The organism is Nonomuraea sp. NPDC049504 (genome assembly GCF_040676845.1).
Taxonomy (GTDB): domain Bacteria; phylum Actinomycetota; class Actinomycetes; order Streptosporangiales; family Streptosporangiaceae; genus Nonomuraea; species Nonomuraea salmonea.
On record NZ_JBFAPT010000005.1, the window covers coordinates 111,055 to 123,673 of the forward strand.

The window sequence follows — 12,619 nt, forward strand, 5'->3', positions numbered from 1 at the left end:
GGCACTGCCTGAGAGGGCCCCCGGCCAGGTAGGGTCCCGGTTGTGCGCGTTGAGATACATGGTCACCGGGGGGCTCGCGGCCTCTGGCCCGAGAACACCCTGCCCGGGATGAGCCGCACGATGGAGCTGGGCGTCCACGCGCTGGAGCTCGACGTCGCGCTCACCGCCGACCGCCGGCTCGTGCTCACGCACGACCTCACGGTCTCGGCCGTCACCAGCGCCGACCGGCGGCCGGCCCACCCCGGCGATCCCCACTATCCTTACGTCGGCAAGCCCATCAACTCCCTGACGCTGGCGCAGCTGCGCACGCTCGACGTGGGCGTACGCCTGCCGCGCCACCCCAACGACCCGTTCGCCCTCACGCAGGTCTCCATGCCCGAGACCCGCATGCCGACGCTCGGCGCGGTGCTGGGGCTGATCAACGCCTACGAGGCCGACGGCGTCCGCGTGCACGTCGAGCTGAAGTCCGACCCGACGCGGCCGCACCTGACGTCCGACCCGCAGCTGTTCACCGAGATGGTGCTCGAAGAGCTCGACCGGCACCGCAGGCTCGACAACGCGGCCGTGCTCAGCTTCGACTGGCGGATCATCAGGCACGCCGCCGAGCTGGCGCCGGGCACCCGGCGCTTCGCGCTCATCGAGCTCGACACCCTCCACTGGAACGAGGGCGTCGGAGACGACGTGCCGGCGGCGGCGCGCGACGCGGGCGCCACCACGCTCTCGCCCGAGCACATCATGGTCGACGAGACGCTGATGGCCCAGGCGCGGGCCGCCGGGCTCGACGTCGCGGTGTGGACCGTCAACGACCCGGCCCTGGCGGCCAGGATGCTCGATCTGGGCGCGGCCGGCATCGTGACCGACTACCCCGACCGGATGCGGGACCTTTGGCGGGAGCGGGGCCTTGAGCTGCCCGATCCGGTCGGCCCGCTCAAGCCGGTGGGCGTCTAGCTAGAGCCAGCCGTTGCGGCGGAAGCCCCGGTGCAGCAGCACGCAGGCCGTCGCCATGACGGCCAGCACCGCCGGATAGCCCCACACCGTGTGGGTCTCGGGCATGAAGTCGAAGTTCATGCCGTAGATGCCGGCGATCATCGTGGGCACGGCCAGGATCGCCACCCAGGACGAGATCTTGCGCATGTCCTCGTTGGCGAGGGCGTTAGAGCGTGCCAGCGCGGCCTGCAGGATCGAGCTGCACAGCTCGTTCGACGACTCCACCTGCTCGCACACCCGCGACAGGTGGTCGCCGACGTCGCGGAAGTATTCGCGCATCTCCGACGGGACGACGCGGCGCTGCGGCAGCGCCGACAGCGGCGCCTGCAGCGGCGTGACCGCCCGCTTCATCTCCAGCATCTCGCGCTTGAGCTGGTAGATCCGGTTGATGTCGCGGGAGCTGACGTCGGCGAAGACGGTGGCCTCGACCTCCTCGAGCTCCAGCTGCATCAGGTCGGCCACCTGCAGGTACTGGTCGACCACGTGGTCGGCGATGGCGTGCAGGACGCCGGCCGGGCCGCGGTTCATCAGCTCTGGCCGGTCCTCCAGGCGCTCGCGGACGCAGCTGAGCGGGCAGTGCCGGCCGTGGCGCACGGTCACCACGAAGTCCGCGCCGAGGAACACCATGATCTCGCCGGTGGCGATGATCTCGCTGTTGTCGGTCAGCTCGCCGTGGTCGAGGTAGGCGATGGTCTTGAGCACCATGAACAAGGAGTCGCCGTAGCGCTCGACCTTCGGACGCTGGTGGGCCTTGACGGCGTCCTCGACGGCGAGGGGGTGCAGGCCGAAGACACCGGCCAGCCACTCGACCTCGGGGGCGGCGGGCTCGTGCAGGCCGACCCAGACGAAGGCGTTGGCGCCGCCCTCGGAGGCGGTGTTGTGCCCGCGTACGAGGTCGAGCGCCTCGTTGATGCCGGTGGCCGGCACCTTCCTGCCCTGGACGTAGGCGCCGAACTCGACGACGGAGTCGCCGGGCGGCACGCGTACGTGGGAGGCGGGCTTCACGTGCTGGTGCGGAGCACGCGACGGTACGGAGGAGTGTCGGTTGATGCGACGGAAAAGGGTGGACGAGCGCATGGCAGTCCCTTTCCGCCCGACCAGGCACGCTCCACGCGCGACGAAGTCACCTCAATCAAACACAGATGCGTGGAGGCACGATCAGGCTGCCGAATTGGAGTGGTCGGGGGTATGCACGGCGTACGTGTGCGAGCACGTACTGCTGGGATCACCAGGATTCATCCCGGACCACCTCCAATCACGCGAGACGCCGCAAAGCCGCCTTAACCTACCACAGGCGGGAAGAACCTCTTCGACGATACTCGTCCCCAGGCCCCCGCCTAGGGCGAACTCCACAAAGTTTCTTGCCTATTCCGGCATTCCGCGTCATCGCGCCGTCCTCACCGCTGTGGTCCCCGGTGTCATCGCGACCGGCGACCCGCGTCAGGCGGTGGGCCTGCGACAATGGAGCCCGTGCGCGTTCTAGTCATTGGATCCGGAGGGCGTGAGCACGCCCTGTGCCGTTCACTCAAGCTCGATCCGCAGGTCAGCGAGCTTCACTGTGCGCCAGGCAACCCTGGCATCGAGGAGGTCGCCACCGTCCATCCCGTCGATCCGCTCGACCCCGAGCAGGTGGCCGAGCTGGCCAGGCGGCTGCGGGTCGATCTCGTGGTGATCGGGCCGGAGGCGCCGCTCGTGGCCGGGGTGAGCGACGCCGTACGCGAGGCCGGCTTCGCCTGCTTCGGCCCCTCGCGCGACGCGGCCATGATCGAGGGCTCCAAGGCGTTCGCCAAGGAGATCATGACGGCCGCCGACGTGCCGACCGCGCGCTCGCGCACCTGCACGACCGAGGCGGAGGCGGCGGCGGCGCTCGACGAGTTCGGCGCCCCCTACGTCGTCAAGGACGACGGGCTCGCGGCGGGCAAGGGCGTCGTCGTCACCGACGACCGCGCCGCGGCGCTCGCCCACGCGCTGGCCTGCGAGCGGGTCGTCATCGAGGAATACCTCGACGGGCCCGAGGTGTCGCTGTTCGCGCTGTGCGACGGCAGCACGGCGGTGCCGCTGCAGCTCGCCCAGGACTTCAAGCGCGCCTACGACGGCGACGAGGGCCCCAACACCGGCGGCATGGGCGCCTACACGCCGCTGCCGTGGGCCCCCGACGGGCTGACCGAGCAGGTCATGCGCGAGGTCGTGCACCCGACGATCGCCGAGCTGACCCGGCGCGGGCTGCCCTACCAGGGCGTGCTCTACGTCGGGCTCGCGCTCACCGCGAAGGGGCCGAAGGTGGTCGAGTTCAACGCCCGGTTCGGCGACCCCGAGACGCAGGTGCTGCTCGACCGGCTGGAGACGCCGCTCGGCGGGCTGCTCATGGCGGCCGCCACCGGTGAGCTGGGGCTCGACCCCGTCTTCAAGGACGGCTCGGCCGTGTGCGTGGTGATCGCCTCCGAGGGCTATCCCGAGTCGCCGGTCAAGGGCGACCCGATCACCGGGCTCCAGTCCACCGATCGGGCCTACGTGCTGCACGCCGGCACGGCCAGGAAGGACGGCGCCGTGGTGTCGGCCGGTGGGCGGGTGCTCGGCGTCGTCGGTCACGGGCCCGACCAGGAGAGCGCGCGGCGGGCGGCGTACGAGCTGGCCGACCGCATCGAGCTGCGCGGCTCCCACCACCGCACGGACATCGCGCCCGTCCGCTGACCGCAGGACCACGACACGACGACGCCACAACGACGACACGACGGCTGACCGCAGGACGACGACACGACGACGACACGGGGCGGCCGCTCCGGCGGGAGGGCGGGGGCGCTCCGCCCCCGCCGGAAGGCGCACGCGACCCCTCACCCGGTGGCCGGCCGCCCGGTGGCACACTTGACCCCGTGAAACACGTGCACTCTGGCAAGGTCCGCGATCTCTATGAGACAGCCGACGGCCTGCTGGTGATGGTCGCCTCCGACCGGATCTCGGCCTTCGACCACGTCCTTGAGCCCGACATCCCCGACAAGGGGGCCATTCTCACGCAGATGTCGCTGTGGTGGTTCGACCAGCTCAAGGACGTCGTGCCCAACCACGTCGTCAAGCGCGGCGACGACGCGCGCAGCGTGGTGTGCAGGCCGCTGCGCATGGTGCAGGTCGAGTGCGTGGCCAGGGGCTATCTGACGGGTGGCGGCCTGGCCGAATACCGCGCGGGCGGCACGGTGTCCGGAGTGCCGCTGCCCGCCGGGCTGCAGGACGGCTCGCGGCTGCCCGAGCCGATCTTCACGCCGTCCACCAAGGCGCCGCAGGGCCGGCACGACGAGCCGATCTCGTACGAGCAGGTCGTGGAAGAAGTCGGTGCTGAGACCGCGGAGGAGCTGCGCCGCGTCACGCTGGCCGTCTACGCGCGCGGCGCGGAGATCGCGGCCGAGCGGGGCATCATCGTCGCCGACACGAAGATCGAGCTGGGCTGGGACTCCGACGGCGTGCTGACGCTGGGCGACGAGGTGCTGACGCCCGACTCCTCGCGCTTCTGGCCGGCCGACGAATGGCAGCCGGGCCGCAGCCAGCCGTCTTTTGATAAGCAATTCGTACGGGATTGGCTGCTATCGCCCGAATCCGGATGGGACAAATCCACCGGTAACCCCCCACCGCGCCTTCCCGATCACATCGTCGAGCGCACCCGGCAGCGATACCTAGAAGCGTATGAGCGCATCACGGGGGCTTCCTTTAGCGGATGATTCGGCTGGGTCATGTGGTGTGAGCGACTACTGTTGGCCCGATCAAGCCTCACCGCCAGAATTCAAGGAGCCGCACGAATGGTCCGTTACCGCGTGCGCGGTGGCAACGCACTGCGTGGAACCGCGTTCATCCAGGGCGCGAAGAACGCCGTGCTCCCCATGATCGGTGCGGCTCTGCTGGCCGCCAAGGGCCGCACCGTCCTGCGCAACGTGCCGATCATCGAGGACGTCCGCCGCGCGGTCGAACTGGCCGAGGCGATCGGCGCGTACGTCGAGCTGCACGAGTCGGAGCGCACGCTGGTCATCGACGCCTCCAAGGTCAGCAGCCCCGTCCTGCCCGCCGAGATCGCCAGGCGCTTTCGCGGGTCGGTCCTGTTCACCCCCGCCCTGCTGCACCGCCTCGGCGAGGCCGTGGTCGAGGGCGTGGGCGGCTGCAACCTCGGCAGCCGCAACCTCGACTTCCACTACCTCGGCTACAAGCGCCTGGGCGCGATCGTCGACGAGGGCGAGACCGTCATCCACGTCAAGGCGGCCGGGCTGACCGGCGCCACCCTCTATCTCGACACGCCCTCCCACACCGGCACAGAAAACCTCATCATGGCCGCGTGCCTGGCCAAGGGCACCACGGTCATCGAGAACGCCGCCCTTGAGCCCGAGGTGCTCGACGTCATCGACATGCTGAGCAAGATGGGCGCCCGCATCAGCGGCGGCGGCACCGGGTTCATCACCGTCGAGGGCGTCGACGAGCTGCACGCCGTCGAGCACACCGTGATGCCCGACCGGCTCGACGCCGGCGTCTTCGCCATGGCGGCGGCGCTCACCCAGGGCGAGGTCAGCCTCGTCGGCACCGGCCTCGACCTCGGCGTCGTGCGCTACAAGCTGGAGCAGATGGGCGTCGAGTTCCACCGGCAGGGCGCCGTGCTCCACGTGAGCTGCGACGGCCCGCTGCGGCCGATCAACATCATCACCGACACCTACCCCGGCTTCGCCACCGACCTGCAGTCGCCGATGATGACCGTCGCGGCCCTCGCCGACGGCACCAGCTACATCCATGAGCGGATCTTCGACGGCCGGTTCGCGCTGGCCGGCGAGCTGAACAAGATGGGCGCCAACGTCGAGGTGAAGGGCAGCAGGGCCGTCGTCCGTGGCCGCACGCCGCTCACCGGCACGCAGGTGACCGCCCACGATCTGCGCTCGGGCATCGCGCTCGTGCTCGCCGGTCTGGCCGCCGAAGGCGAGACGGTGATCGACTCGGGTTACCTCATCGACCGCGGCCACGCGCATCTCGCGGCGCGAATGCGGGCTCTCGGAGCGGACATTACACGAGAGATTTCTGAACGCTAAAAATCGCCAGAAAAGTGGCGATGAGCTGCATAAACACGTAGTCGGGCGGTCAACCAGAACGGCTTTCCGGAAAAGTCGGGCGTGACATTACGGCCCCCGCGAGCGATCGTTCCAAAAGAGAGCACTGCAACGGACGGCAGGATGGGACGAACATTGGTCGAGAGGGCCGAAGAAACTCCCCGAGTGTCACGCCCGGGCGCTATGACACCGGACCTCACCATCGGCGTGGTCGGACCCCACGACCTGGTCGAGCGAGTCATGCTGATGGGTCACGCCGCGGCGCCGCTGCCGTGTCGCCTGGTCGCCGCGGCCTACCGCGACGAGCAGGAGGCGCCCGACAAGGTGACGCGGCTCGGTCCCGGTGTCGACGCGTGCCTGTTCGCCAGCCCGGTCCCCTATGACCTGGCCAGGCGTTCAGGCGTGCTGACGATGCCCGCGACGTACGTGCAACTCGGCGGAGCGGCACTGGTGGCGGCGCTGGCCAAGGCCGCGCTCGACACCCGCGTCGACCCGAAAAGGGTCAGCATCGACGTGGTCAGCAGGGCCGATGTCGAGGAGGCGTACACCGACCTCGGCATCCCCGCGGCGGACGTGCACAGCCGTGACGAGCCGGGAGCCACCGGCACGATCGCGGCCTATCACGAACGCCTGGCCCGGCAGGGCGCTACCACGGGAGCGCTCACATGCCTGCCCGCGGTGGCCGAACGACTGCACACGGCAGGCGTACCGGTCATCAGGATCAGGCCGACCTCGGCGGCGGTCCGTACGGCGCTGCACACTGCGGCGCTGCTCGGGGCGCATCACCGGCTGGAGGAGTCACAGCTGACCGTCGTGCTGGTGGAGGTGCCGACGCTGCGCGAGCCCGTGCGGCGCGCGGCCCCCCGCTACTGGCGCGACGAGCTGCGGCTGTCGCTGCACCGGCTGCTGGTCCAGGAGGCGAACAGGATCAACGCCACCGTCTGGCCCATCGACGATCACAGCTACCTGGTGACCGCCACCAGGGGCTCGATCGCGGCGGCGACGGACGGGTTCAGGGTGTTGCCCTTCGCCGCCAGGATCAGGGAGGAGCTGGGGCTGGCGGTCGAGGTCGGTGTGGGCATGGGTCGCACGACGCACGACGCCGAGTCGCATGCACGCGCCGCGTTGGCGCGGACGCAGGCGGGCAAGCAGGCACAGGGCTTCGCGGTGGACCGCGAGGGGCGGGCGCTGATCCCGGCTCCGCGGATGCCACCGACCGGGGCCACCGCACTGAAACCGAAAGGAGTGGAAGTACTGGCCCGGCTGGCGGCCAAGCTCGAAGGCGGCGACACGGTGGTCGACGCCGAAGGAGCGGGCAAGATGCTCGGGGTCACGCCGCGTACGGCACGGCGGTTGCTGCGCACGTTGGTTGACGAGGGACTCGCGTGGCCGCTTCCGCCCAACCGCACGCCGCAGCCGGGGCGTCCGCGCCAGCTCTACCGGCTGATCGTGGAGAAGCTCGGGCCCCGCTGAGCTGGGGTGGCCCCGGCGTGCACAGGGCCGGCCCGCCGCACGTTTCGCGGCGGGCCGGCTCGCTCGTTGACCGAAGCGTGTCGGCTTCGGGAACATTGCGGGCGCACTCTTGTGAACTCATTGGTTGACGCGTGTAGATGCGGGTATGTTCTCCGTCGCCCCCGATCGACGGGATTCGGACGGGGGCACCAAATCCTTTCGGCGCCGGCCGTCCGTGGTGACGATCCCCCTGCGTAGCGTGAGGTTCGACGGCCCTCGTGCGCCTTTTCGGTCTTGGTTAGGGAATGGGCTGGTGTGTCCGCCCGCACGAACGGTGTCAGGCGGGGCTGTGCAGCGCTGTGAGCGCCTATCACCCCCAGGGCGGCCTCCTTCCCCATGACCCGCGGCACCGGCCCTGTCAGCGCGTCCGCGCGCCGAGTCCAAGGACTGATATTCGTGGGTGTTCTGTCGGTCTTGCGCTGTACAGTCATGAGCCATGACTGCCAACGCTCCTGACAGCCGCTCCCCTCTCCTCATCTGGGGCGCTCTGGCGATCGTCTACGTCGTGTGGGGCTCGACGTACCTCGGCATCAGGATCGCCATCGAGACGATGCCGCCGCTGCTGCACGGCGCCTCCCGGTTCGTCACCGCCTCGCTCCTTCTGGCCGCGTTCCTGCTGATCAAGAAAGGTAGGGCCGCGTTCAGGATGACGCCGCGCCAGTTCGGCGGCGCCGCGCTCGTCGGGCTGCTGCTGCTGACCGGCGGCAACGGCATGGTGGCCGTCGCCGAGCAGCACATCTCCAGCGGCCTGGCCGCGCTGCTGGTGGCCTCGGTGCCGCTGTGGCTGGTCGTATTCAGAATCATGGCCCGCGACCGGCCCGCGCTGCTGACGATCGGGGGCGTGCTCGTCGGGTTCGGGGGCGTGGCCGCGCTGTCGCTCAACGGCGGCGGCGAGGCGGCCGGCACCACCGGCATCGTGGTGATCCTGCTCGCCTCGCTGTCGTGGTCGATCGGCTCGTTCCTGTCCGCCCGCATCCCCATGCCGCCCAACGTGTGGACGGCCAGCGCGGTCGAGATGCTGGCCGGCGGCGCCGGGCTGGCGATCGTCAGCACCTCGATCGGCGAGCACGTCGACCTCGCCGCGATCTCCGGGCGCTCGTGGGCGGCGCTGGCCTACCTGGTGCTGGTGGGCTCGCTCGTCGGGTTCACCGCGTACACGTGGCTGCTCGGCAACGCGCCCATCTCGCTCGTCTCGACGTACGCCTACGTCAACCCGGTCGTCGCGGTCATCCTGGGCGTGCTGGTGGTCAACGAGCACGTGACCGTGCAGATCGTGCTCGGCGGCGTGGTGATCCTCATCGGCGTCGCCCTGGTGGTCTCGACAGAGCGACGCGCGAAGAGGAGGCCGGCGCCGGCGCCGGCCGACGAGGTCACGGCGCCGCAGAACGCCTGATCAGGCGCGGAAGCGCGCGGCGGCGGCGAGGAAGGCGTCGTTCGCCTCGGGCGAGCCGATCGACACCCGCACGCCCTCGGGCTGGAACGGCCGCACCGCCACCCCGTCCTTCGCGCACTCGGCGGCGAAGTCGAGCGTGCGCTCGCCGAGCCGCAGCCAGACGAAGTTGGCCTCGGAGTGCGGCACCGTCCAGCCCTGCCCGATGAGCGTCTCGCGGACGCGGGTGCGCTCCTTGACCACCCGCTCGACCCGGTCGAGCAGCTCGTCCTCGGCGGCCAGCGAGGCGATCGCGGCCACCTGGGCAAGGCTGTTGACGGCGAACGGGATGATCGTCTTGCGCACGGCCGTGGCCACGGGCTCCTGCGCGATCATGTAGCCGACGCGCAGCCCGGCCAGCCCGTACGCCTTGGAGAACGTGCGCAGCACGACCACGTTCGGCCGGTCGCGGTAGAGGGTCAGGCCGTCGGGCACGTCCTCGTCGCGGACGTACTCGCGGTAGGCCTCGTCCAGCACGACCAGCACGGTCTCCGGCACCCTGTCGAGGAACGACTCAAGGGCGGCCCTGCGGATGGCGGTGCCCGTCGGGTTGTTCGGGTTGCACACGAACACCATGCGGGTACGGTCCGTGATCGCCTCGGCCATGGCGTCGAGGTCGTGATCTTCGCCCGCCAGCGGCACGCGTACGGACGTCACCCCGGCGAGGTCGGCGAGCAGCGGGTACGCCTCGAACGACCGCCACGCGTAGACCACCTCGGCGCCCGGCTCGCTCACCGTCTCGAACAGCTGCTGCGCCACGGTCACGGACCCCGCCCCCAGCGCGACGTGGGCCTCCGGCACGCCGAAGCGCTCCGCGACGGCCTCGGTCAGCTTGACCGCGCCCGCGTCGGGGTAGCGATGGATGTTCCTGGCCCCCTCGGCGATGGCCTCGACCACGGAGGGCAGCGGGTCGTACGGGGACTCGTTGGACGACAGCTTGTACGACCGCCCATCGGGCGCGGCGACCGCCTTGCCCGGCGTGTAGGGGGCCATGGTGTCGAGAATCTGGCGGAATCGAGGCATGGCATCACCTTAAGAGCAGCGGCCGGGTGGGACATCACCCGCCTGTCCTTTGCAGGGGCCTTATTCCTTGAGGCTGCGCAGCATGGGCGGGTGGAGCAGCTCGGCGGGCCCGCGGCGGTAGAGCTTGGCGGGCCGCCCGCCGTCGCGGGTCGTGGTGGCGCCGGTCTCGACCAGGAAGCCCTCGGCCTTGGTGACCTTGCGGTGGAAGTTGCGCGGGTCGAGGCCGCGGCCCCAGACGATCTCGTAGACCCGCCGCAGGTCGGCGACCGTGAACTCGGGCGGGCAGAACGCCGCGCCCAGCGAGGTGTACTCCAGCTTGCCGCGCGCCCGCTCGACGCCGTCGAGCATGATGCGCCGGTGGTCGAAGGCCATCACGGCGAGCGAGCTGACCGGCTGCCAGCTCATGTGGGCCTTCTCCGAGGCCGGCAGGTCGGGGGCGAGACCGAGGTAGGCGACGCTGAGCACGCGCTGGCGCGGGTCGCGGTCGGGGTAGCCGTAGGTCTGGAGCTGCTCCAGGTGGACGGGCGCGCCCGGCAGACCGGCCCGCTCGGCGAGGATGCGGGCGGCGGCGGCCGGCAGGTCCTCGTCGAGCTGGATGAAGCCGCCGGGCAGCGACCAGCGGCGCAGGAACGGCGGGTTGTCGCGCCGCCAGACGAGCGCGCTGAGAGCCTGGTTGCGCACGGTGAGCACGACCAGGTCGACGCTGACCGGGATGCTCGGGACCATGCCCGGCACGTTACACGCGTCCTGTGGAGGCGGCGAACCGTGCGGCCCTGCTGACGATGCTAGGTGACGATGCGGACGTGCAGCGGCTCGGTCGTGCTCTGCCCCGAGGGGAGCTTCACCCCGATACGCACCCATTCGCCGGCGGGCACCCTGGTCCAGTCGAACGGCACCCACGCCGCCTGCATGCCCTCCGGCAGCTCCTCCTCGATCGGGTCGCTGTCGAGCCAGCCGACGCTCGCGATGTCCATCTCCTCGGTGCCGCCCGACCACTGGACGGTGACGGTGCCGAGGTCGAGGTGGTAGCCGCGGACCTCCACGCCGTCCTGGGCGTCGCGGGGCCGCCTGATGGCGTCCACGGCGATCGGGCGCTGCCAGTCCTTGACGATCTCCTCCTCGACCGACGGGCTGCCGCACGTCATGAAGTCGCTCCACATGTAGGAGACGATCTTCTGGACGTACCGGCCGGCCATCGTGACCGCCTGGTCGAGGCGCTCCTTGTCGGTCTTGCCACGGGTGCCCGTGGGGGCGCAGGGCTTGTCGCCCGACGGCTCGAAGACCTCCACGTTGGCCCAGAGCTGCACGTGGTAGCCGGAGTCCATCATCTCCTCGCGGGCCTCCGACATGGCGCGGTAGTAGTCGCGGGTGGAGCCGTGGTAGGCCGTCTCGTACGTCGACTCGCCCACCACGGGCCGCAGCCGCTCGTCCACCTCGTCGTCGCGCTCGTCGGGCCAGAACAGGCCGACCTTGCCGGTGCCCCGGCTGTCCTGCGGCGCGATGATGCCGACCCCCGTGCGCACCAGCGCCTTGAAGCCCTCGGCCACCTGCTGCGGCGTCTGCCCGAACGCGACCCGCTTGCGCGCGTCGAGGTAGGGGCTGATGAGGATCGGCTTGCCCGACAGCTCCTGCTGCACGATGCGGTGCTGGTCGGAGTAGACCTCCAGCGTCGGGTTGTCGGCCAGCGTGGCCGACATCTGCACCTCGAACGGCTGGTAGACGCCGCCGAGCGACTCCCTGCCGGCGAACCGGGCGCCGTAGTCCTGCACGATGCGCCTGGTCAGCGTGGTGAGCGTGCCGAGGTGCCGCCTCTCCGCCCTGATCGGCGTCTTGTGGTCGCGCGGGGCCAGCGGCAGCGCGGGGAAGACCCGCATGCCGAACTGGTCGCCCAGGTCGAGCAGCTCCTTCAGGCTGTCGCTGGGCGAGCCGGCCACCAGGATCATGTCGTACGACTGCGCCTTGCTGCTGAAGTCGCAGGTCGCGTCGTCGGAGCCGTCGGCCTGGGTGATGAGCCGGTAGTAGACCCGCTTGCCGACCTCGATGGCGTGCTCCATCTCGGGGCAGCGGTAGAGGCCCGAGCCGAACGCCTCGTCGGTGCGGTAGACGTACATGCGACCGATGCGGTTGCCGGGGTTGGCCTGCTTCAGGTCGCGCTCGGCGGCGTCGTGGCAGCTCAGGCCGTCTTCGACGCACGGCTTGTAGAGCGAGTCGATCGTGCCGTCCTTGGCGCGCACCTGGCCTGATGCGGTGACCGTGCGGAACTGCAGGCCGTAGCCGATCCTGATGATCGTGTCGCCGCCGACGCGGTGGATCTCCTGGAGCTGCTTGCGCCAGGTGCAGGGGTTCGACTTGGGGGTGATCCAGTAGCCGGTCACCGCGTAGGGGGCGATCTCGCCGGTGTCGAACGTTCCACACGGGTCGGTGAACTCGCTGACCTTCGGCGTCGGCAGCGTGGCCGACGGCTTGGGCGCCGGTGACGTCGCGGCCGTCGGCTCGGAGTCGCCCGGACGCAGCACGACGACGACGGCGGCGATCACGGCCAGGACGGCTACGCCCACGACCAGTAAGAGCCAGCGCACGTTCAGGAACCTACCCGCCC

General features: G+C 70.4%; 10 protein-coding genes. 6 read left to right on the forward strand and 4 right to left on the reverse strand.

Annotated features, from left to right (window positions below):
• Positions 1-42: 42 nt before the first annotated feature.
• Entirely contained in the window at positions 43-948 is a 906-nt protein-coding gene (locus AB0K28_RS11870; RefSeq protein WP_364368259.1) for a glycerophosphodiester phosphodiesterase family protein, read from the forward strand.
• Here the strand turns inward: AB0K28_RS11870 and corA are convergent, their stop codons facing one another.
• Positions 949-1,992, reverse strand: coding sequence for a magnesium/cobalt transporter CorA (gene corA / locus AB0K28_RS11875; protein WP_364368262.1), 1,044 nt, complete (start codon positions 1,990-1,992; stop codon positions 949-951).
• A gap of 465 nt (positions 1,993-2,457) precedes the next feature.
• Between corA and purD the strand changes: the two genes are divergently transcribed.
• From purD to AB0K28_RS11900, 5 genes are all read left to right on the forward strand, one after another.
• Positions 2,458-3,678 (forward strand): phosphoribosylamine--glycine ligase, encoded by a 1,221-nt coding sequence (gene purD, locus AB0K28_RS11880; protein ID WP_364368265.1) that lies wholly within the window; start codon positions 2,458-2,460, stop codon positions 3,676-3,678.
• Between the two features lie 179 nt (positions 3,679-3,857).
• Complete coding sequence (locus AB0K28_RS11885) at positions 3,858-4,694, forward strand: phosphoribosylaminoimidazolesuccinocarboxamide synthase (RefSeq protein ID WP_364368268.1); 837 nt, start codon at positions 3,858-3,860, stop codon at positions 4,692-4,694.
• A gap of 78 nt (positions 4,695-4,772) precedes the next feature.
• Positions 4,773-6,038 (forward strand): UDP-N-acetylglucosamine 1-carboxyvinyltransferase, encoded by a 1,266-nt coding sequence (murA, locus tag AB0K28_RS11890; protein WP_364368270.1) that lies wholly within the window; start codon positions 4,773-4,775, stop codon positions 6,036-6,038.
• 201 nt (positions 6,039-6,239) lie between these two features.
• Positions 6,240-7,529, forward strand: a complete 1,290-nt coding sequence (locus AB0K28_RS11895; protein WP_345393805.1) for a GTP cyclohydrolase IIa — start codon at positions 6,240-6,242, stop codon at positions 7,527-7,529.
• 475 nt (positions 7,530-8,004) lie between these two features.
• Positions 8,005-8,961, forward strand: a complete 957-nt coding sequence (locus AB0K28_RS11900; RefSeq protein WP_364368273.1) for an EamA family transporter — start codon at positions 8,005-8,007, stop codon at positions 8,959-8,961.
• Here the strand turns inward: AB0K28_RS11900 and hisC are convergent, their stop codons facing one another.
• Genes hisC through AB0K28_RS11915 form a run of 3 tightly spaced genes read right to left on the reverse strand, consistent with a single transcriptional unit; the run spans position 8,962 to position 12,599 of the window.
• Positions 8,962-10,020, reverse strand: a complete 1,059-nt coding sequence (gene hisC, locus AB0K28_RS11905; RefSeq protein ID WP_364368276.1) for a histidinol-phosphate transaminase — start codon at positions 10,018-10,020, stop codon at positions 8,962-8,964.
• Between the two features lie 60 nt (positions 10,021-10,080).
• Positions 10,081-10,746: an NUDIX domain-containing protein gene (locus AB0K28_RS11910; protein ID WP_345393799.1), complete on the reverse strand. Its 666-nt coding sequence runs from the start codon at positions 10,744-10,746 to the stop codon at positions 10,081-10,083.
• A gap of 59 nt (positions 10,747-10,805) precedes the next feature.
• Positions 10,806-12,599, reverse strand: a complete 1,794-nt coding sequence (locus tag AB0K28_RS11915; protein ID WP_364368279.1) for a DUF4434 domain-containing protein — start codon at positions 12,597-12,599, stop codon at positions 10,806-10,808.
• Positions 12,600-12,619: the final 20 nt, after the last annotated feature.

Excerpts from the sequence above, each read along its gene's own strand:
- murA (WP_364368270.1), top strand. The coding sequence starts at position 4,773 with ATGGTCCGTTACCGCGTGCGCGGTGGCAACGCACTGCGTGGAACCGCG.
- AB0K28_RS11895 (WP_345393805.1), top strand. The coding sequence starts at position 6,240 with ATGACACCGGACCTCACCATCGGCGTGGTCGGACCCCACGACCTGGTC.
- AB0K28_RS11900 (WP_364368273.1), top strand. The coding sequence starts at position 8,005 with ATGACTGCCAACGCTCCTGACAGCCGCTCCCCTCTCCTCATCTGGGGC.
- hisC (WP_364368276.1), bottom strand. The coding sequence starts at position 10,020 with ATGCCTCGATTCCGCCAGATTCTCGACACCATGGCCCCCTACACGCCG.
- AB0K28_RS11910 (WP_345393799.1), bottom strand. The coding sequence starts at position 10,746 with ATGGTCCCGAGCATCCCGGTCAGCGTCGACCTGGTCGTGCTCACCGTG.